Annotated in this window: 13 protein-coding genes; 10 read left to right on the top strand and 3 right to left on the bottom strand. The window is 66.3% G+C overall.

Translation table 11 applies throughout. The features are described from left to right. Positions 1-31 precede the first annotated feature (31 nt). Both AVT10_RS11930 and AVT10_RS11925 read right to left on the bottom strand, forming a co-directional pair. Positions 32-3,031, bottom strand: coding sequence for a glycosyl hydrolase family 28-related protein (locus AVT10_RS11930; RefSeq protein ID WP_066691615.1), 3,000 nt, complete (start codon positions 3,029-3,031; stop codon positions 32-34). A gap of 59 nt (positions 3,032-3,090) precedes the next feature. Further along, positions 3,091-3,339, bottom strand: a complete 249-nt coding sequence (locus tag AVT10_RS11925) for a response regulator transcription factor (protein ID WP_066691611.1) — start codon at positions 3,337-3,339, stop codon at positions 3,091-3,093. Positions 3,340-3,589: 250 nt separating this feature from the next. On the opposite strand from AVT10_RS11925, the gene AVT10_RS11920 reads away from it, so the two are divergent. Both AVT10_RS11920 and AVT10_RS11915 read left to right on the top strand, forming a co-directional pair. Beyond that, positions 3,590-4,942 (top strand): GntT/GntP/DsdX family permease, encoded by a 1,353-nt coding sequence (locus AVT10_RS11920; protein WP_066691608.1) that lies wholly within the window; start codon positions 3,590-3,592, stop codon positions 4,940-4,942. 27 nt (positions 4,943-4,969) lie between these two features. Further along, positions 4,970-5,647, top strand: coding sequence for a FadR/GntR family transcriptional regulator (locus tag AVT10_RS11915; RefSeq protein ID WP_066691660.1), 678 nt, complete (start codon positions 4,970-4,972; stop codon positions 5,645-5,647). A 120-nt stretch (positions 5,648-5,767) separates the two neighbouring features. On the opposite strand, the gene AVT10_RS11910 is transcribed toward AVT10_RS11915, so the two are convergent. After that, positions 5,768-6,229 carry a gluconokinase gene (locus tag AVT10_RS11910; RefSeq protein ID WP_232308006.1) on the bottom strand — a complete coding sequence of 154 codons (462 nt, stop codon included), beginning with the start codon at positions 6,227-6,229 and terminating at the stop codon, positions 5,768-5,770. A gap of 231 nt (positions 6,230-6,460) precedes the next feature. On the opposite strand from AVT10_RS11910, the gene AVT10_RS11905 reads away from it, so the two are divergent. The 8 genes from AVT10_RS11905 to AVT10_RS11870 all read left to right on the top strand — a co-directional run bounded on the left by AVT10_RS11905 (position 6,461) and on the right by AVT10_RS11870 (position 22,197). Beyond that, positions 6,461-9,535: a glycosyl hydrolase family 28-related protein gene (locus AVT10_RS11905; protein ID WP_420038508.1), complete on the top strand. Its 3,075-nt coding sequence runs from the start codon at positions 6,461-6,463 to the stop codon at positions 9,533-9,535. A 127-nt stretch (positions 9,536-9,662) separates the two neighbouring features. After that, the gene (locus AVT10_RS11900; protein WP_066691602.1) at positions 9,663-12,632 is read left to right on the top strand and encodes a TonB-dependent receptor plug domain-containing protein; all 2,970 of its coding nucleotides are present in this window, start codon (positions 9,663-9,665) and stop codon (positions 12,630-12,632) included. Positions 12,633-12,758: 126 nt separating this feature from the next. After that, positions 12,759-12,953 (top strand): hypothetical protein, encoded by a 195-nt coding sequence (locus AVT10_RS11895; protein ID WP_066691596.1) that lies wholly within the window; start codon positions 12,759-12,761, stop codon positions 12,951-12,953. A gap of 253 nt (positions 12,954-13,206) precedes the next feature. Next, a complete protein-coding gene (locus AVT10_RS11890) occupies positions 13,207-15,336 on the top strand; it encodes a M3 family metallopeptidase (protein ID WP_232308005.1) in 2,130 nt (709 codons plus the stop codon). Positions 15,337-15,561: 225 nt separating this feature from the next. Continuing rightward, entirely contained in the window at positions 15,562-17,910 is a 2,349-nt protein-coding gene (locus AVT10_RS11885; RefSeq protein ID WP_198158580.1) for a TonB-dependent receptor, read from the top strand. A gap of 73 nt (positions 17,911-17,983) precedes the next feature. Further along, positions 17,984-19,282 carry a glycoside hydrolase family 1 protein gene (locus AVT10_RS11880; RefSeq protein WP_198158579.1) on the top strand — a complete coding sequence of 433 codons (1,299 nt, stop codon included), beginning with the start codon at positions 17,984-17,986 and terminating at the stop codon, positions 19,280-19,282. 9 nt (positions 19,283-19,291) lie between these two features. Continuing rightward, positions 19,292-19,933, top strand: a complete 642-nt coding sequence (locus AVT10_RS11875; RefSeq protein WP_198158578.1) for a TetR/AcrR family transcriptional regulator — start codon at positions 19,292-19,294, stop codon at positions 19,931-19,933. Positions 19,934-20,010: 77 nt separating this feature from the next. Next, positions 20,011-22,197: a beta-glucosidase gene (locus AVT10_RS11870; RefSeq protein WP_232308004.1), complete on the top strand. Its 2,187-nt coding sequence runs from the start codon at positions 20,011-20,013 to the stop codon at positions 22,195-22,197. Positions 22,198-22,255: the final 58 nt, after the last annotated feature.

The raw sequence follows: 22,255 nt of genomic DNA, 5'->3' as shown, positions 1-22,255 counted from the left end.
CGCCGACGCGCCGTACGCCTATCAGGACCGATCAAAGATCGATCGCGTACAGCGCATGATGCGCCAGGATGAAGAGCGTGCGCGACTCCTTGCCACCGATCAGTAGCTGGAGGGGGCGTTCGGGCACGTCGATGCGCCGTATTTCGCGACCGTCCTTGTCGTACACCCATATCTGCCCATTGGCGACGTACAGTTCGCCGCCCGGCCCGCGTACCACGCTTTCGCCGCCGCGCGGGGCGACGACGCGCAGGTCGGTCAGCGCACCGCCGGTCGTAACCCGGCCGCTATAGGTAAGGTTCTCCGATGCGTTGGTCAGGGTCACCCGCTCGCCCATCCGTGCGGTGACCAGCCCGTAGCTGTCGAGCGTGTCGGACCAGCGCCAGCCCTGATGATCGTCCGGCCCCTGGTTCCAGACGCGGAAGGCCGGGATCGCGACCGATCCGTCGGGGGAGACATAGGCTTGTCGCTTCGCCTCGGCCATCTTGCTGGTGAAGAAGCTCGACAGCGGCAGGAAGGCGTAGGTCTTCTGGTCGATACGATCGGCGAACTCGCCATTGGCCCAGACATTGACCGGCAGGGCGATGGCGTTCTCGGAGCGAAAGCTCGTGGCCGGGATGGCGCGGACATCGTCCGGTGCCCTAGGATCGATGCTGTAGACCGTCCCGTCCCGCCCGGCGCTGGAGAGGATCAGCAACCGTCCCGATCGATCGATGGTCAGGTTCACCGGGTCGAGGCTCGCCTGCGAAACGGTGGTGAGCCCTTCGGCGGCCGACCAGCCGTGAATGCGCTGATGGAACCGGTCGATGAAGTAGAGCTTGCCCTGCGCATCGATGGCGCCGCCGGCGATCGAATAGAAGCCGTCCGCCAATCGGGTCACGCCGGGTGTCGCCGGCACCGCAGCAACGGTGGCGGGGCGCGGCGTAGCGGCGGGCACGTCGAGCTTTGCGAATTCCCGCTCGCGTACTTCCTGTCCGGTGGTCAGGTCGCGGATCGCGTTCTCGAACGGATATTTGCTCGCCCGGACAAAGGTACCGCAGCCTTCGGTGTCGCAATGGGCATAGGCGCTTTCGGCATTCACATGGACGTTGCGGAAGCGGATGTCGCCCGAATTGACCAGCCGTACCGCCGTGTCCATCGGCTTGGCGGTCCGGGTGACGCGGTAGCCATGATAATTGGCGAACAGGATGTTGCGGCTGTTGTGGAACTCGGTCGACACCGCATAGACGCCGTCGCGCACCTCCTGTTCGGTCTGGGGGGCGAGAAACTCCCAATTCTCGACGTTGCGCAGCACGATCTCGTTCTTGAAATGATGCTCGGCCGACAGTTCATAGACATGGCCGGGCGTCTTCGTATCGCTGACATAGAAGCCGGTGGAGGCGAGCCCGTTCGGCGTCCAGATGGCGTTGAACGTGCCGCCGCCGCCATCGGTCACCCAGATGCTGGCCTTTTGCCCGTCCCAGCGCGCCTCGGGGTCGATCCCGCCGCCGCTCGCCTTGCCCTGGTTGTAGATGACCGGCCCGTGGATGCGGACGTCGTTGACCATTGACCCTTCGCCAGCGCGCCAGATAATGTTGGACGCACGGGGGTTCACGCCGCCGGCATAGAGACCGAGGCCGTAGACGATCGCGTTACCGCCCTTCGCGCTTTCCACCATCGCCTTGGCCGCGCCGACGCCGGCAAAGCGCGGGGCGTTGTCGGGCAGATAGAGCTGCGTCCGGTTCGGGTGGAGCGCGATCAGCACGCTGTCGGGGCGGAGCTTCAGCGTGTCGCTGATGCGGTAGCGGCCGGTCGGCAGGTACACGACGCGGTGCTTGTCCACCGCGCGTTGCAAGGCGGCCGTGTCGTCGGTCCGGTCGTCGCCCCTGGCACCGAGCGCGCGGGCGTTGGCCCATTCGCTGACCGGGGGCAGCAGCGGGAGCGCAGGGGCTGAACGCGCCGGAACCGTGGTCAGCGGGCTCATGGTAATGTCGGTCGCGGTCCTGCCCATCTCCCCGACCCGCGCGAGCTTCAGCCCGTGCGAAAAGTCGGCGACACGCCATTGCTGGCCGGCTCCGGCAATGGTGCGGCCGCTTTCCCGAAATCTTGCGAACACCGGCGTGTTGATGCCGATGGCGTTATCGAAGCCGACCTGGGTGAATACGCTCTGTTCGCTGGAGATGACGACGCCGGCATCGCGGACGTTTTCGAACCGCACATTCTTGCCCCAGAGTGAGTCCGAATAGCCGCGATCGATCTCGATCCCGACGGGTGTATCGCGGATCGCGACGTTGACCAGCGTCAGGTCGACCTCATGTTCGCGGATCGCGGCGTCGCGCTGGCCGGTAAACTCCGAATCGATCAGCGTGAACTGCCACGCCGGCGACGTCTTTTCGGTGACGATGCCATAGCGTCCGCCGAAGAAGCGCAGATTGTCGGCTTCGTTCCCCGCCTGGTAAATGCCGGCAAAACCCGAGCCGAGCCGGAAATCGATGTGGCGCAGAAAGCCGTGTTGCGCGACGCGGAAGCGCACCGCGACCGCACCGGCATTGCCCTCGCCGATCTCGAAATCGACATTGGCCAGCGCCGAATAGAAGGTGGTCGAGGTCGCGTCGAACACCGCGTCGTTGGCCGGCACGCTGGTGGGCGGCGGCACCGGCGGCTTGCCCGCACGATATTGATCCTCCCCGGTGAAGCTCAGCATCGCGCCGATGCCCGACGCATAGCCCGGCGTATGGTCGGCGAGCAGCAGCACGGGGCGGGTCGGACCGACGCCGAACATCCGCACGCCCGATCGCAGGAACAGGGTGCGCGAGATGCGATACCGGCCGGACGGAAGGAACACGACGCCGCCACCGCCGCTCTGCCGGTCGGCGGCGACCGCGTCGATCGCCCGCTGGATGGCGGCGGTATCGTCCGCGCGACCGTCGCCGATGCCGCGGACGGTCACCGCACGCGGATCGTCCGGGGCGGTAAGGAAGACCGACGTCGATTGCGCGGCGGCAGGCATGGGGGCGAGCAGGATCGCAGCGAACAGCAGGCTGTGCACCTTCATGGGGAAGCTCCGTCGATGGAGGAGCCCGGTGCAGGGATCGGCCCCGTACCGGGCAGGGGTCAGGCGGTGTGCGGCACCAGCGATTGTGCCGCGATCGCCACCTGTGTGCGGTTCTGCACGTTCAGCTTGCGCATCAGCGCGGTCATGTGCGCCTTCACCGTCGCCTCGGCGATGCCCAGGTCGTGTGCGATCTGCTTGTTGAACTGTCCGGAACGGACGCCGTGGAGCACCTTTGCCTCGGTCGGTGTCAGTCGCACCCGGGTGCCGACGTCGCGTGCCGATGGCTGTGCGGTTGCGAGCGCTACCATTGCTGCCCTTTCATTGCTCTCTCTCCCTCGTCATACGGATCTGACGCGCGGGCAAAGCCGCCGGAAGATCCTGCCATTACGTTCCGGTTGGTCCGGAATCGGTTGGACAGGTTTGAGTATGTCTGACTATAACTGCTTTGTTCAAGCGGTTTTTTCAATGAAGTCGGTTTGATCTGTTGGACAACTCGCGCAACAGCGAGGGCCATGGGGAGGGTGTGATGACGCAGCGGAATGTGCGTGGAGGGGCGGAATGACGGGTGGCGACGACCTGCGGCTGGCGGTGGCGGCAATCGCCGGGATCGCGCTGGCGATCATCCTGATCGTGCGTGGCCGGCTGCATCCTTTTATCGGCCTGTTGTGCGGCGCCTTCGCCGTCGGCCTGTTTGCCGGACTGCCGCTGATCGACACGGCGAAGGCGGTTCAGAAGGGCGTCGGCGATATCATCGGCGGCACCGGGCTGGTGGTGGCGCTCGGCCTGTCGCTCGGTGCGATGCTGCATCTGTCGGGCGCGGCATCGGCGCTGGCGACCAGTGCGCTGCGTCTCACCGGCCCGCGCGCCGCGCCATGGGCGACGCTGGGCATCGCCATCGTCATCGGCCTGCCGCTGTTCTTCGAAACGGGACTGGTGCTGCTGCTGCCGATCGTGGTCGCCGCCGCCAAGGAAATGGCGAGCGGAGCGACGGCGGAGGAGCGCGATGCGGCGAAGCTGCGGCTCATCATGCCGGCGCTTGCGGGGTTGGGCGTCGTCCATGCGCTGGTGCCGCCGCATCCCGGACCGCTGCTTGCGGTCGAGGCGCTGGGCGCCAATCTCGGCCTGACCATGCTCTATGGCGTGGCGATCGCCATTCCGATCGCGATCCTCGCCGGCCCGGTGCTGGCCCGGTTCGTCACACCCGGCATCCGGCTGACCGAACCGGTACTGAGCAACCCGGTGACCGATCTGGTCACCCCGTCGCGCGCCAGTGCGCTGTTCATCGTGCTGCTGCCGATCGTGCTGATCGCCAGCGGCGAACTGGCCAAGCTGGTCCCGGCGCTTGTGGATTCGGCGATCCTTGCGGCGGCGGCGAACCCGGTGCTGGCGCTACTGATCGCCAACCTCGTCGCGCTGCCGGTGCTGTTCGGGCGGCGGTTGAGCGAAGCGGCGATCCAAGAATCGATCTGGCACGAAACCATGGGTGCGGCCGGCGCGATCCTGCTGGCGATCGGGGCGGGCGGGGCATTGAAGCAAGTGCTGGTCAGCGCCGGCCTGTCCGACCTGCTCGCGCGACTGGTAATGATGTACCCGATCTCGCCGCTGCTGCTCGGATGGCTGGTCGCGGTCGGCATCCGCCTGGCGGCAGGGTCGGCGACGGTCGCCACCATCACCGCGGTCGGCGTGATGCCGGGCGTCGTCGCCGCCTCGGGCGCCTCGCCCGAACTGGTCGTGCTGGCGATCGGCGCGGGGTCGGTGTTCTTCAGCCATGTCAACGATCCGGGCTTCTGGCTGGTGAAGGGCTATATGGGCACCAGCACCGCTGATACGTTCCGCACCTGGTCCTTGCTGGAGACCGTGATTTCGGTCGCTGGACTCATCATGGTCGCAGGGTTGAGCTACATCGTCTGACCGGATGCAATGGAGATACGGAAGCGCGTGACGGGGGAACGACTGGCGGATCGCGCCTATACGGCGATCGTCCGCATCATCGACGAGGACGACCTCGCCCCCGGCGACCGGCTGCCGTCCGAGGCGCGGCTGGCGGAAATGTTCGGCATGTCGCGCACCATCGTGCGCGAGGCGCTGGTCCGCCTTGCCGCTGATGGCATCACCGAGGCGCGGCGCGGCGCCGGTTCCTATGTGAAGCGGCGCCCGTCCGAGCGGCTGGGCGCGCATGTCCCGCTCGACGGACTGGCCGCGACGCTCGGCACCTATGAGGTGCGCTTCGTGGTCGAGGCGGAGGCGGCACGGCTGGCGGCGCAGCGGCGGTCGCACCACGACCTCGAAGTGATCGAGAAGCGGCTGGCGGCACTACGCGGCGCGTTGCTGTCGAGCGCGCCGGCGCATGAAGAGGACTGGCAGCTTCACCGCGCCATTTCGGAGGCGACCGGCAACGACGCCTTCGTCGCGATCTTCGACCAGTTGCAGGAAGGCGTGATGCGCATCCTGCGCGCCGGCGTCGACATTTCCCGCGCCCGTCCGCCGCACGTGATCGAGGCGATGATGGAGGAGCATGACGCTATCGTCGACGCGATCCGCACGCAGGACGGCGACGGTGCCGCCCTGGCGATGCGCTGGCACCTGTCGCAGGGGCGCAAGCGGTTGATGCCGTAGGGGGGATCGAACCGCCCGACCCCAACGTCACCCCGGGCTTGACCCGGGGTCCCGCTTCTTCTCCGCCCGCCGCAGCAAGCGGGACCCCAACCTTCGCTGGGGTGACGTCTGGATCGAACGTTAGATCGCAGCCTCGCTCCGCACCCGACCCAGCACCGCATCACGCAGCCGCCTGACCGGCCACGAACAGGGCAGCACCACCGCCCTCTCGTCAACCGCAGGCCGTTCCAGCGTGGCAAGCTGGCTGTCGAGCAGGCTGGGCGGCATATAATGCCCCTTGCGCCGCCCAAGCCGCTCCGCGAAATCGGCCCGCTCGCCGTCGAGCAGCACGAACAGCAGCGGCACCCCCGCCGCCTGTTCCAGCCGCTCGCGATAGCTCCGCTTCAGCGCCGAACACGCCGCGACCGCCTGTCCCTCGCTGCGCACCGCATCGCCGATCGCGCTGCCGAGCCGGTCGAGCCACGGCCAGCGATCGGCATCGTCGAGCGGATGGCCGGCGCGCATCTTGGCGACGTTCGCCTCACCGTGGAACGCATCCCCTTCGAACCCCACGCAGTTCAGCCGATCCGCGAGCTTGCGCATCAGCGTCGACTTGCCGCAACCGCACACGCCCATGACGATGATGGCACTATGGCGCAGGGCAACGCGGGGCGGGGGCGATGACAGGTGATTCGTCCTTGCTGGCGACCCGGCCGGGTTCGTTCGTGCGTGCTGCCCGCTTCGGCGCGTGCTGACCACCACGACCTTGGTCGCGGTCACGCAGGCGCTGTGCAGTGCTAAGGCCGATAATGATAGAGCGGAAAGGAAGTTTCGATGGGCAGACTGGCATTCTCGATCTGGAGCGGCGTCATGCTCGCCGCGCTGCCCGTCGGTGCAGCCGCCATCGCCCAGCCGACGCGGGGACCATCGGTGTTTCAGAGTGCGCCGAACGATCCCCGCGCCGTCACGGTTCGGGCGAAGGGCGATGGCGTCGCCGACGACAGCGCCGCGCTCCAACAGGCGATCGATACCGCGTCGGCGAAGCCCGGCGGCGGGATCGTGTTCCTGCCCGCCGGCAAATACCGCATCACCCGCACGCTGTTCATCTGGCCGGGCGTGCGCGTGTTCGGCGTGGGACGAACGCGGCCGGTGCTGATGCTCGCGGCCAATACGCCCGGCTTCCAGCGCGGCGTCGGCACGATGGTGCTGTTCGCCGGCAACAATCCGCGCGGGGTGACGCTCGACAATTGGGGCAATCCGATCAAGGGCACGCCGACCGTCCCGGTGCCGCCGCCGAACAGCGTGCCGTTCGACGCCAGCATCGCCGACGCCAATTCGGGCACCTTCTATTCCGCGCTGTCGAACGTCGATTTCGAGATCGGCGAGGGTAATCCGGCGGCGACCGGCGTACGGCAACATACCGCCCAGCACACCTATCTGGCGCATATCGACTTCCGCCTCGGCTCGGCGCTGGCCGGGGTGTATCAGGTCGGCAATCTGGGCATGGACCTACGCTTCTTCGGCGGGCGTTATGGCATCCTCGCCGAAAAGACGTCGCCGGCATGGCAGTACACGCTGCTCGATTCGACCTTCGACGGACAGCGTGATGCGGCGATCCGCGAACATGACGCCAGCTTCACTCTCGTCAACACGCTGATCCGCAATACGCCGGTCGGCATCGACATCGACCGGGGCCATAGCGACCGCCTGTGGGGCAGCGACGTCCGGTTCGAAAATGTGTCGCAGGCCGGTGTCGTCATCAGCAACGAAGGCAGCGTCTTCACCCAGATCGGATTTGCCGGCGCGCTGGCCAGCAATACGCCGACCTTCGCCCGGTTTCGCGACAGCGGCCGCACGGTGGCGGGGAAGGGGGCGCGCTACCGCGTGGGCGAGTTCACCCATGGCTTGACCGTCGACGGCCTGAACCAGCCGGGCAGCTACCAGACGCGCTTCGACGCTGCCCCGATCACCAGCCTGCCCAAGCGTCGCGACCCGGCGATCCGCGCGCTGCCGCCGGTGTCGAGCTGGGTCGATGTCCGCACGCTGGGCGTGAAGGGCGACAACACGGCCGACGATACGCAGGCGATCCAGCGGGCAATCGACCGCAACCGCGTGCTCTATTTCCCCGCCGGCTTCTACCGCGTCACCCATACGCTGAAGCTCCGCCCCGATACCGTGTTGATCGGCCTGCATCCCGGGCTGACCCAGATCGTGCTGCCCGACGACCTGCCGAACTACCGCGACGTCGGCTCGCCCAAGGCGCTGATCGAAAGTGCGAAGGGCGGCGATGCGATCGTCAGCGGCGTCGGGCTGTTCACCGGCGGCGTCAATCCACGCGCGACCGCGATGCTGTGGCGGGCGGGCGAACGTTCGCTGGTCGACGATGTGAAGTTCCAGGGCGGGCACGGCACCACGCTGGCCGATGGCAGCCGGTTCGAACCTTATAACCCCAACCATACCGCCGACGCCGATGTGACCAAGCGGTGGGACGGGCAGTTTTCCAGCCTGTGGGTCACCGACAATGGCGGCGGCACCTTCAACGGGCTGTGGACGCCCAATACCTATGCCCATGCCGGGCTGTACGTGTCGAACACCAGCACGCCGGGCCATGTGTACGAAATGTCAGCCGAGCATCACGCCCGTGCCGAGATCGTGCTCGATGGCGTGCGCAACTGGAATTTCTATGCACCCCAGACCGAGGAGGAAGCGGGCGAGAGCCGCAATGCCGTCGCGCTGGAGGTGCGCAATTCGCGCAACATCCTGTTTGCCAATTTCCACGGCTATCGCGTCACCCGATCGATCCAGCCCGCCCCGGCGGCGGTCAAGCTGTACGGGTCGACCGATATCCGCTTCCGCAACGTCCATGTGAACGCGGAAAGCGGCTTTGCGACCTGCGACGACAATGGCTGCGGCACCTATTTGCGGGCGAGCAAATTCCCTTACGAGAATGCACTGACCGACGTGACGCGCGGCGGAAGCGTGCGGGAGCGCGAATTCGCGGTGCTCGATATCTCCGATGCGACCGGGACGATCCCGACCACAGCGACGATGGCGCCGGTCAGCAAGCTGGCGGACGGATTCTATTCGATCGGTGGCGGCGCGGTGGACCAGAGTGGCAAGCTGTATTTCATCGACCGCCAGTTCCAGCGCATTCATGGCTGGAGCGACCGGGACCGGCTGTCGGTCGTCGCAGACGCGCCGCTGGACGCGATCAATCTGGCGGTGGACGGGTCGAGCGACCTGCTGGTGATGTCGTCGGATGGACCCGAAACCACGGTCTATGCGATCGATCCCAAGACGCCGAACGCGGTTCGCCCGATCGCTCCGACAGCTGCACGGGGCGGACGCAGCGCCCGCGTCGCGCTGCCCGGCAGCTTCTGGAACAATGGCGAGTTCCGCGACCAATATGATCCGGCGCGCGACCATTTCACGACGCTGCCCGAAATGTTCGCGCGTGACATGGCCGCACCCAAGCCCCGCGAATATGTCTCGCCGGACGGCAGCTTGGTCCTGCCCGCCTGGCGCGTGTGGCAGCAGGGGCCGGCCAACCATCTCGGCTGGCGTTTCTCCGACCTGCTCGACACCTATGGCTGGATCACCGGCAAGGTCGGCGACCGGATCCACGTCATCAACGCGTCGGAGAACCGCACCTATAGCGGTTTGCTGGGCGCGGGCGGGGCGGTCAGCGACCTCAAACCCTTCGCCCCGCGCGGCGGGGAGAGCGTGGCGGCCGGTCCCGATGGCCGCGTCTATGTCGCGAATGGGCAAGTGTTCGTCTATGACGCCGCAGGTGTCGAGGTAGGCCGCATCGACGTTCCCGACCGTCCGCTCCAGCTATTGTTTGGGGGAGAGGATAAGCGGACACTGTACATCCTGACCCACCATGCGCTTTACTCTGCCCGTCCCTGACGACAGCTGATTGCCAATACCCAAGACCATGGTCGTAGATGTTAGCGCGAACAGTATCCGCTACATCTGATTCAACGGTCTGCTGCTGAAAAGTTGACGGACCGGCCATGAGCTTGGGGGTTGGATCATGTATCGTTTCTCGCCGGATCACCGTCGCCTGGGAACTGCGACGAGCCTGTTCGCACTGGCCTTCGTCCTCGGCACATCGCCGGCCGTCGCACAGGATAGTGCGAATGTCGCGACGGCTGCGCCGCAGGAGGCTCCCGCTGCCGATCAGGACCGGGATTCGTCCGAGATCGTGGTCACCGGAAGCCGCATCGTCGCCAACGGCTTCAATGCGCCGACGCCGACCACCGTGATCGGCGAGGAGCAGATCGCCAACAACGCCCAGCCCAACATCTTCAACACCATCCAGCAGTTGCCCTCGCTGCAGGGATCGACCGGCGCATCGACCGGCACGTTCAGCACGTCGAGCGGGACGCAGGGCCTCAGCTCCTTCTCGCTGCGCGGCCTGCAGCCGATCCGGACGCTGACCCTGCTCGACGGGCAGCGCGTCGTTGGTGCCAACGTCACCGGCGTGCCCGACATCAGCATGTTCCCGCAGCTGCTCGTGAAGCGGGTCGACATCGTCAATGGCGGTGCATCGGCGTCCTATGGCTCGGATGCGGTCGGCGGCGTGGTGAACTTCATCACCGATACCCGGTTCAAGGGGTTCAAGGCCAATGTGCTGGGCAGCATCACCACCTATGGCGATGACGAGACCGCGCTGGTGCAGGCCGCCTATGGCACGTCGCTGTTCGGCGACCGGCTGCACCTGATCGTCAGCGGCGAATATGATAATGAGGGCGGGGTGGGGCCTGGCAATTACGGCATCGACCTGGCCGGTCGTCGCGACTGGCATCGCGCCTCGACCTTGCTCAACACCGGCATCACCAACGGACCCGGGCCGCAGTTCATCTATTCCGATTTCGCGCAACCCTATCAGTACGCGAAATACGGCCTGATCAACAATGGCCCGCTACAGGGGATTGCGTTCGACGCGAACGGGACGCCGGTCAATTTCAACTATGGTTCGGGCGGCGTGCCGCTGGGCAATGGTCGCGTGTCGAACTGCTATCCGGGCAACAGCTTTTGCGTCGGTGGCGACCTGTCGGGTGCGCCGGGGTCGAGCGCGTCGCTCAAGTCCAAGCTGGAACGGATCAACGGTTATGGCCGGATCGGCTACGACCTCGACGCGACCAACGAGGTCTATGCGACCGTCAACATCGCGCAGGTGCAGACCAGCAACCAGCCCAGCCCGGGCTATAACCGTCCCAATCTGACCGTGCAGTGCGCCAACCCGTTCCTGCCGCAGCTGATCCGCGATCGCTGTGCCGCTGCCGGGATCACGTCGTTCAACTTCGGGTCGAGCAATGGGCAGCTGCCCAACCAGCTGGTCCAGACCGACCGCGACCAGTATCGCTTTGTCGTGGGCGCCAAGGGCAAGGTCGACCTGGCCGGCACCGGCTGGACCTATGACGCCTATTATCAGCACGGCACGACCAAGGTCGCGATCGATGTCGACCGCATCGTGCTCCAGCCCCGCTATGTCGCCGCGACCAATGCGGTGGTGCTGAACGGCGCGATCGTCTGCGCCGACGAACGCGCCCGCGCGCTGGGGTGCCAGCCGATCAACATCTTCGGCAATTTTCGGCCGAGCCAGGCGGCGCTCGACTATATCATGCCGCAGGCGGGGCCGCTCCAGCGCACGACGTTGAAGCAGGATGTCGTCAGCCTGAACTTCTCCGGCCAGCCGGTCGACCTGTGGGCCGGGCCGCTGTCGGTCGCATTCGGTGGCGAATATCGCCGCGAATATTATCGGGTGCGCGGTGACGCCTATGGCGCCGGAGTCGCGGCGGTCAGCCCGAACAATGCCCTCTATCCCGCCGACCCGCTGCTGAATTCGGCGCAGGGCAGCAACTGGGCGGCCGGCAACTATAAGAACGGCACCGGCAAGTACGACGTTCTCGAAGGGTTCGTCGAAGTCGATCTGCCGCTGTTCGACAGCGACGCCGCCGGGCGCGCCAACCTGAACGCCGCCGCGCGCCTGACCGATTACAGCACCTCGGGGACCATCTGGGCGTGGAAGGTCGGCGGTACGTGGAACACGCCGCTCGACGGCCTGACGTTGCGCGCGGTGACGTCGCGCGACGTCCGTGCGCCCAACCTGTCGGAACTGTTCGCCGCGCCGACCGTCACCACGCTGCCGAGCTTCAACGATCCGTTCCGCAACGTCGCGGTGCAGGTGTTCCAGAACACGGTCGGCAACCCCAATCTGAAGCCTGAAACCGCGCGCGATACCGAACTGGGCATCGTCTATTCACGGCCGTCGTGGCTGCCGGGGCTGAGCCTGTCGGTAGATTACTACCAGATCAAGCTGAGCGGCGTCGTCTCCAGCCTCTCGCCCGATCAGATCGTGCGCTTCTGCTTCGAAGGCGACCAGACCTTCTGCGGCGGGTTCCAGCTCGACGGGCCGCAGGGCAGCAATTTCGTCAATGTCCAGCCGTTCAACCTGGCATCGTGGAAGACGAGCGGCTTCAATCTCGAGGCGAGCTACCAATGGCGGCAGCCGCTGGGCCTGCCGGGCAACTTCACCGTCCGGGCGCTCGGCACCCATGTCCGCGATTTCATCGTCGATGCCGGGATCGCGGGCGTCGCCAAGCGGGACGATGCCGGCGCGAACAGCGGCGCCATCCCCGACTGGAAATGGCTGGCGACGCAAACCTATGACAGCGGCCGCTTCACGTTGACGGTGCAGGAACGCTGGTTCTCGGATGGCGTGTTCAATAACAACTATGTCGTCTGCCAGACGAACTGCCCGGTTTCGACCGGCAACTACAACACGGTCAATTTCAACAAGATGAAGGGCGAATTCTATCTCGACCTCGGCGCGTCGTTCAAGATTACCGACAATGCCGTCCTGTACGGCAAGATCGACAATGTGGCGGACAATGATCCGACCCCGTCGCCGCAGACCAATACCGGGCTCGACGTGAACCCGGCGCTCTACGACACGCTCGGGCGGACCTATCGCGCCGGGATCCGGTTCAACTTCTAGGACCGGAGTCCGGCTTCGGTCGCGCGATCCGCGCGACCTGACGCGACCGTGCCGTTGGCGAGGGAGCGCTATGGCACGTCGCTCGTTTCGGCACGACGCGCATTTTCGCGCATCGACGGAGTTTCCATGACCGACCCCACGACTGTCACCGAAAGCAACCCCAAGACCGGCCTGACCGACGCATTCCGGGAGCATTTTGCCGGCGACGCCCCGATCACGCAGAAGGCGACGAACTTCGCCAAGGCGCGGCCGTGGACCAGCGCCGCATTTGCCGGGGTCGCCGTCATGGCGGTGCTGAACAGCCTGCGCGGTCGCCGCTGAACCCGGCCACGGGAGGGCCGAAGCGTCCTCCCGTCGGTCGCAATCTTCAGAGCATCACGGAGGCCGGATGGGCAGGCGTTTGCCCTATCGTCCAATGCGCCCGTTGCCGCTAAACCGGCTTATCCACCTTAGCCGGAGCATCAACTGCCTGCCACCCCATTGATCCGACGCCGCGCCGGGTGCACACCGCGGGCATATTCGATTGATGGGACCTTCGATGCGTCATTTCGCCTCCGCCGCCTTGCTTCTGCTCATGTCGTCCACGGTACTCGCGCAAGGCACTGCGCCTTCGGCGACGCCCGCTACCGCGCTGCCGGCGTCCAGCCCCTTCGCGAAGGCCAGCACCTTGCCGTTCGAAGCGCCGCCGTTCGACCGGATCAAGAGCACCGATTACAAACCCGCGCTGCTCGCCGGGATGGCGGCACAGCGGGCGGAGATCAATGCGATCACCCGGGCGCGTAGCGCGCCGACGTTCGAAAACACCATCGCCGCGATGGAGCGGTCGGGACGCCTGCTCGAACGTGCCAGCCTGGCATTCTATGGCGTCGTCGGGGCGAATACCGACGACACGCTGCAACAGACGCAGGCCGACCTGGCGCCGGTGTTCGCCGCGCATCAGGATGCGATCAACCTCGATCCGGCACTTTTTGCGCGGGTGAAGACGCTGTACGACCAGCGCCGGACGCTGGGCCTCGACGCCGAACAGCTGCAGGTGCTGACCCTGACCTATCAGGGGATGGTCCGGGCCGGTGCGCAGCTGTCGCCGGCCGACAAGGCGACGCTCAGCCGGTACAATGGTCAGCTCTCGACGCTGGAGACGGCGTTCCAGCAAAAGCTGCTGGCGGCGGCGAAGGCCGGCGCACTGGTGGTCGACGACAAGGCAAAGCTCGCCGGATTGTCCGAGGGCGAGATCGCCGCCGCGGCCGCTGCGGCCAAGGATCGCGGGCTGGCCGGCAAATATGTGCTGACGTTGCAGAACACGACGCAACAGCCCGAACTGGCGACTCTCAAGGACCGGGCGACGCGCGAGGCACTGTTCAAGGCCAGCTGGACGCGGGCGGCGAAGGGCGATGCAAACGACACGCGCGCGACGATCGCGGATATCGCGCTGCTGCGCGCGCAGAAGGCGAAGCTGATCGGCTTTGCGACCTGGGCCGATTACGTGTTGCAGGACCAGATGGCGAAGACGCCGAAGACCGCGCTGGGGTTCATGCAGCAGCTGGGTACCCCGGTCGCCGCCGAACAGCGTCGCGAGGCGGCGGAGCTGCAGGCGCAGATCAAGGCGACCGGCGGCAATTTCGAACTGAAACCATGGGATTGGGATTTTTATTCGGAACAGGTCCGCAAGGCGAAATACGACCTGAACCAGGACGAGCTGAAGCCCTATTTCGAGATCAACAAGGTCCTGACCGACGGCGTCTTCTATGCCGCCAACCAGCTGTACGGCGTGACGTTCAAGCGCCGCACCGACCTGCCGGTCTATCACCCCGACGTCATGGTCTATGAAGTGAACGAAGCGAACGGCGCGTCCGTCGGCCTGATGTATTTCGATTTCTGGAAGCGCGACAACAAGAATGGCGGCGCGTGGATGTCGAACTTCGTCAACCAGTCGAAGCTGCTCGGCACCAAGCCGGTGATCTACAACGTCTCCAACTTCACCAAGCCGGCGGCGGGACAGCCCGGGCTCATCAGCTTCGACGACGTGACCACGATGTTCCACGAATTCGGCCACGCGTTGCATGGCCTGTTCGCGAACCAGACCTATCCAAGCATCTCGGGCACCAATACGGCGCGCGACTTCGTCGAATTCCCGTCGCAGTTCAACGAACATTGGGCACTCGATCCCAAGGTGCTGCCGAACTACGCGGTCAATTATCGCACCGGGCAGGTGATCCCGCAGGCGCTGGTGGACAAGATCAAGCGCGCCGCGACGTTCAATTCGGGCTATTCGTTCGGCGAAGCGCTGGCCGCGGCCGAGATGGACATGAGCTGGCATTCGCTGAGTGCGGTGCAGGGCAAGCAGAACCCCGATGCGTTCGAGGCACAGGCGCTGGCCGCCACCGGACTCGACATCGCCAACGTGCCGCCGCGCTATCGCTCGACCTATTTCCTGCACATCTGGGGCAACGGCTATTCGGCCGGCTATTACGCCTATAGCTGGACGAAGATGCTGAGCGCGAACGCGTTCAACTGGTTCGAGGAACATGGCGGGATGACCCGCGCCAACGGGCAGCGCTTCCGCGACATGATCCTGTCGAAGGGGCATACCGAGGATTACGCTACGATGTTCCGCAACTTCAACGGCGCCGATCCGCAGGTCGGTCCGTTGTTGAAGGACCTTGGGCTGAACGCGGATGGGTCGCGGATCAAGACGACCGGCTGATCAGGTATCGCGTAAAAATAGACCTTGGCAGGCACCAGTTTCGGCGACTGGTGCCTGCCGACCGGTCGCGCCGATAGAACCGGCGCTTCGAGAACATCACATAGTCCAATCCGAAACCGACAAAAGCCCACACCTATTTGTAACATACGTGCATGCTTGACAGTATGTTTGTTGGGTGGCAGCGTGCTTCTCAGGCCGCGGATGACGGCGTTGGGAGAGGGAATGATGAGGGGTTGGATTTTGCTGGCCGGCGCCAGTCTGGTCGCCGTTTCCGGTGCCGCGCAGGCCCAAGGGCAGGCGGCGTCGCCGTCCGATCCCGCAACCGCGCTGCAGGATGCGTCCGACGATAGCACGGGCGAGATCATCGTCACGGCGCAGCGCCGCAGCGAGCGTCTGCGCGACGTTCCGATCGCTATTACGGTCGTCGACGGCGCGTCGATCCGCGAAACCGGCGCGAACCAGCTGGCCGACATCACCCAGCGCGCGCCCAGTCTGAACTTTACCGCGACGCCCGGCGTGCCCAATTTCGCGATCCGCGGCGTCGGCACCAACTCGTTCGACTATGGCATTGAATCGGCGGTCGGCATTGCCGTGGACGACGTCAACATCACGCTCCCCCGCTTCGTGCCGCTCAATTCGCTGGCCGATGTCGAACGGGTGGAGGTGCTGCGCGGACCGCAGGGCCTGCTGTTCGGCAAGAACACCACCGCCGGCCTTATCTCGATCACGACCGCGCGTCCCGAACTCGGCAAGCTCGGGTCGAGCGGGCGGGTCCAGGTCGGCGAGCGCGATCAGGTGCAGTCGCAGGCGGTGGTCAATCTGCCGCTGGGGCAGAATGCCGCGCTGCGCGTCGTCGGTGGCTATCAATACCAGCGACCGGTGACGGAACTGGTTGGGCCGGGCCGGCTCGATCCCGTCCGCCGCTGGTTCGGCACGGCCAAGCTGCTCTGGGAACCGACCGACCGGTTGAGCCTGTACGCGATCGCCGATTACCAGAAGAACAGCGGGATCGAGGCCTATTCGACGATCCGCAAGTTCGGCGGCAACGACCCGACCCCGATCCCCGCCGTGCTGCGTCCGCTGGCGCCCGCCAACTTCGTTCGCGTGCAGAATGCTGCGCGCGGCGTCGTCGCGTCGCCGACGAACAACCGGACCGCGATCGGCAGCAACGATGTGGTGCGCGACGAACGCAGTTTCGGCGCGCAGTTCATCGCGTCCTACGATGCCGGGGCCGTCGCGATCACATCGGTCACCGCCTATCGCGACCTGACGGCGCGCGCGAACAACGATGTCGACCAGACGCCGATCCCGTTCTTCGACACCAACATCGCCAATTCGCAGTCGAACCAGTTTTCACAGGAGCTGCGCTTCAACAACAACGATCGCGGCTTCGTCGACTATACCGCCGGCCTCTATTATTTCCGGCAGCATATCGAAGCGCAGATCCTGCAGGCCGGGACGTTCGGGGTATTCCCGGCGAGCACGCCGGTCCGCTTGTCGCCGGTCAACGGCCAGTCGAATTTCGATTACGATACGAAGAGCTATGCCGCCTTCGCGCAGCTGACCTTCAACCTGACGCCGGAACTGCGCCTGATCGCCGGTGGCCGCTACACCCGCGACGAGATCGATTCGACGACCACCGTCACGCGGGTCGCCGGGGTGTGCAACCTGGTTACCTTCCTGTTGAGCGGTGGGCGCAACTGCGTCGGCACGCTGGCCGCGCCGATCACCGCCGCGCGGGGCGTCGCCGGCTTTTCGGGCCGGGCCGGGATCGAATATGCGATCGGCACGGCCAATCTCTACGCGACCTATACCCGTGGCTACAAAGGACCGGCGATCAGTTCGGCGGCCGGGGTCGCGTTCGCGGTCGATCCGGAAAAGGTCGATGCCTATGAAGTGGGCGTGAAGGCCGACCTGCTCGACCGTCGGCTCAGCCTGAACATCGCAGGGTTCATCAACGACTTCCGCGATTTCCAGGCGCAGGTGTTCGATCCAGCGCTGAACGGTGGTCTTGGCAGTTTCCGCACCGGCAATGCCAGCACGCTGAAGACGCGCGGGGTCGAGGCGGAGGCGACTGTGCGCCCGGCGCGCGGGTTCAGCCTGACGGGCGGCGTCACCTATCTCGACACCGAATATGGCGATTACAACGTCGCCTGTTACTTCGGGCAAACGGCGGCGCAGGGATGTTCGCTGCCGGGGCCGAGCTTCAACGCCGCCGGATCGCCGCTGGTCGGTGCGTCGAAATGGACGACGAGCCTGGCGGCCAGCGTCGATCAGCCGGTCGGCGATGCGCTGCGTCTCTTCGCCAATGCCGACTGGCGGTATCGCAGCAGCTTCTATTACGCGATCAACGATCCCAACACGATCCAGCCCGGCTTTTCGGTGGTCAATGCGACCGTCGGGATCGGCGATGTCGATGGCCGGGCGCGGGTCAGCGTGTTCGTGCGCAACCTGTTCGACCAGCGTTATGCCGCCGCGATCTTTCCGGGCAACTTCTCGGCGGGGCAATATGTCCAGTCGTTGCCCGACAACGCATTCCGCCGGATCGGCGCGGCGTTCGAGTGGCGCTTCTGAATCCTCCCCTGGGCGTCGGTGCTCCCGCTGGGACGCATCGACGCCTTTTTCCGAAGAGGCGGGAGGCGCAGGCGTGCCGGTCGCGACACGATCCTTTCCGGTCGATTTCCTGTGGGGTTCGGCAACCGCCGGCCATCAGGTCGAAGGCAACAACCGGAACAGCGATTGCTGGGCGCTGGAACACGCCCGGCCGTCGCTGTTCGCGGAACCCTCCGGCGATGCGGTCGACCAGTGGAACCGCTTCGACGACGACATGGCCCTCCTCGCCGCGATCGGTCTGAAGGCCTATCGCTTCGGGATCGAATGGGCGCGGATCGAGCCGGAGGAGGGGGTGTTCGCCCGCCCGGCGCTCGATCATTATCAGCGCTGCATCGATGCGTGTCACCGCCGTGGCATCACGCCGGTCGTGACCTTCCATCATTTCACGGTCCCGCTCTGGCTGGCACGCGCCGGCGGCATGACCAGCGATCGTTTTCCGGCGCTGTTCGCGCGCTATTGCGACCGGGTGACCCGGCACCTGCGCGGACTGGTCGTCGTATGCACCATCAACGAGCTGAACGTTCCGCTGGTCATCCGCCATGTGGCGCAGGTGCTGCTGGCGGGCGAGGCCGGCGCGGAACGACAGCGCGCGGCGGAGGCGGCGCTGGGCGGACCGATGAGGGGCAATTTCCTGTTCACGCCGCCTGAGGCATTGCTCGGCAAAGGCCTCGCCGCGCATGCGGCGGGTCGCGACGCGATTAAGTCGGTCATGCCGGAGGTGCAGGTCGGCATTACCCTGGCGCTGCAGGACGAACAGGCGGAGCCCGGCGCGGAACACATCCGCGACGCACGACTTGCCACGATGGTCGATCCGTTTCTCGACCGGGTTGCGGGAGACGACTTCATCGGCGTGCAGACCTATACCCGCATCACGTCCCGCGCGGACGGCACCCATGGCCCGCGCGCCGGTGAACCGGTGACGATCATGGGCTATGAGGACCGACCCGATGCGCTGGCGGCCGTCTGCCGCTATGTCTGGCAGCGGACGAATACCCCGATCATCGTCACCGAGAGCGGCTATGCGGGCATCGACGACGCACGGCGGGCGGCGTTCGTGAAGGAAGCGCTCGGCGCGTTGCACGGCGCGATGGCGGACGGGGTCGACGTGCGCGGCTATTTCTATTGGTCGCTGCTCGACAATTTCGAATGGTTGTCGGGCTATGGACCGAAGTTCGGGCTCATCGGCGTCGACCGTGCCACCCAGAGGCGGCAGATCAAGCCGTCCGCCCTGGCCTATGGCGCGATCGCGCGGGCAGGCGGGATCGATACGGGATCGACCGGGTCAGCTAGACTTGTCGCTCCCGGTATCGCTTCCCGTGCAAAGCTGACCTAGACCATGACCATGACGACTGCCGAGCCTTCCACCCCGACCAAGCCCGTCCGCCGCACGCAGGAACAGCGTACCGCCGATACCCGTGCCGCACTGTTCGCCGCCGCCGTGCAGACGATCGATCGACTGGGCTATGCCGGCGCCAACAACGCGTCGATCGCCGATGAGGCGGGGGTCAGTCGCGGGGCGATCACCCATCACTTCACCACCCGCGCCGCCTTCATGGCCGAAGTCGTCCATTGGGTGTTCGAGCAGGAAACGCGCATCTTCCGCGAACTGATGGAACAGGCGCACACCGGTTCGCGCGTCGCGGACTGGCCGGCGCTGCTGTGGGACGTGTTCTCCCGGCCTTCGGGCGTGGCGGTGATGGAAATCCTCGTCGCGTCGCGCAGCGATCCGGAACTCGCCGCGCTCGTCTTGCCGATGCAGGCCGAAGTCGAACGCACCGGTGCCGCCAACTTCCTGCAGACCATCGGTGGCAAGCAGCTCGACATGTCGGCGATCCGCCTGGTCGTATGGGCGGTTCGCGGGATGACGATGGGGCGGACCTTCATCGGCGATCCGCAGGGCATGGAGAATGCCGTGGCGCTATTTTCCCGCCTAATCGACCAGGCAGTCCCGAGCGGCCGTTTCGAGGATATGGCCAAGCTGTAAACCTACGTGCATGCTTGCACGTTTATGAAAGTCGTGTAGCCTCGTCCGATCGCAAACTGGCGATCGGGAGAGGAATGATGACGATCCGACCCATATTGGCGGCGGCGCTGGTGTTCGGCTGCACGCCCGCGATGGGCCAGACGAAGGACGACGCCGACGCCCGCGCGGCGGCGACCGAGGCGCAGATGCGCCAGGACGAGCGGACGGTGCTGACGCACGGCCTCTGGGCGATCCCGCTGATCCCGGGCGTCGTGATCCCGCCGGAGGCGGTGACCGGGGCCGGTTATGTGTCGGGCATCCCCCGGCTCGGCGTACCCGCGCTGTTCGAAACCGATGCCAGCCTGGGCGTGTCCTATATCGCCGGGTTGCGCGGGGACGGTGCGACCGCGCTGCCCTCCGGCATGGCGATGGGCGCGACGTGGAACGCCGATCTGATGCGGCGCGGCGGCGCGATGATCGCCGACGAGGCGCGCGCCAAGGGCTTCAATACGTTGCTGGGCGGCGGGATCAACCTGATCCGCGACCCGCGCAACGGCCGTACGTTCGAATATATGGGCGAGGATCCGCTCCATTCCGGCCTGCTCGGCGGAGCGGCGGTCGCGGGTATCCAGTCGCGCCATGTCCTCGCCACCGTCAAGCATTTCGCGCTCAACGCGCAGGAAAGCGGCCGCCATGTGGTCGACAGCGTGATCGGCGACGACGCCTTTCGCATGAGCGACCTGCTGGCGTTCCAGATCGCGATCGAGGAAGGGCGACCGGGTGCGGTCATGTGCGCGTACAACCGCGTCAACGGCGCGCAGGCGTGTGGCAGCAATTACCTCCTCAACCAGGTCCTGAAGCGCGACTGGCGCTATCCCGGCTTCGTCATGTCCGACTGGGGTGCGGTCCGCGCGACCGACTTCGCGCTGGCGGGCCTCGACCAGCAATCGGGCGCGCAGATCGACAAAGGGCGCTGGCTGGCCGCGCCGCTGGCCGCGGCGGCGGCGCGCGATCCCGCTTATGCCGCGCGGGTGCGCGACATGAACCGGCGCATCCTCCGTTCGATCTACGCGGTCGGGCTCGACCGGAACCCGCCGGTCAAGGCGCCGATCGACTTCGCCGCCAATGCGGCGGTCGCGCGCGCGGTCGCCGACGAAGCCATCGTCCTGCTGCGCAACCAGAACGCTCTGCTGCCGCTGTCGAAGTCGGTGAAGTCGATCGCGATCATCGGCGGCCATGCCGATGCGGGCGTACTGTCGGGCGGCGGATCGACCCAGGTGGAGGCCGTTGGTGGCCCCGCCGTATCGATCCCGATGGGCGGCGAAGGGCCGCTCGCCAAGTACAATAACCAGACCTACGCCCCGTCGTCGCCCATGGCCGCGATCCGCGCGCTCGCGCCTAGTGCCAGCGTTACCTATCGCGACGGCCGCTACCTGACCGACGCCGTCGCCGCCGCGCGTACCGCCGAGATCGCGATCGTGTTCGCGACGCAGTGGATGCGGGAGGGGGCGGACGTGCCCGACCTGTCGCTGCCCGAGGGGCAGGACGCGCTGATCGCCGCCGTCGCCGCCGCGAACCCCAGGACGATCGTCGTGCTCGAGACCGGGGGACCGGTGCTGATGCCGTGGCTGGAGCGGACGCCGGCGGTGGTCGAGGCCTGGTATCCGGGCATCCGTGGGGGCGAGGCGATCGCCGGGGTGCTGTTCGGCGATACCAATCCGTCGGGCCGGTTGCCGGTGAGCTTCCCGGCGTCGACCGCCGACCTGCCGCGCCCGGAACTGCCCTATGCCGGCGACAGCGACGCCGCCTTTGCCAAGGCCGATGCCGCCGGCCAGCGGTTCCCGATCGACTACGACATCGAGGGCGCCGATGTCGGCTATCGCTGGCATGCGCGCACGGGGCGGGCGCCGCTCTACGCCTTCGGTCATGGGCTGAGCTATACCAGCTTCGACCATTCGGCACCGGCGGTCACCGCGGGCACCAAGCCACGGGCGCGGCTGACCGTGCGCAACACCGGTACGCGGGCGGGACGCGACGTGCCGCAGCTCTATCTGGTCTCGACCCCCGGCGGGACGACCCGTCGCCTCGCCGGCTTTGCGCAGGCGATGCTCCAGCCCGGCGAGGCGCGAACGCTGGATATCGCGATCGAGCCGCGCATCCTCGCCGACCGGCGCGATGGCGCGTGGGTGTTGCGCGGCGGTCGCTATGGCTTTGCGGTCGGGCGGTCGGCGAGCGATCTCGGCCCGGTGACCTATGTGACGCTGCGGGAGCGCCGCTGGAACTGAGACAGGCTGGGGGAAGGCGACGCCCGATGACCGCGGAGATTCTCGCACCGGGCGCCGC

This window comes from Sphingomonas hankookensis, from assembly GCF_001619955.1.
Classification (GTDB): Bacteria; Pseudomonadota; Alphaproteobacteria; order Sphingomonadales; family Sphingomonadaceae; genus Sphingomonas; species Sphingomonas hankookensis_A.
This window is presented reverse-complemented; position numbering and strand designations above follow the sequence as displayed.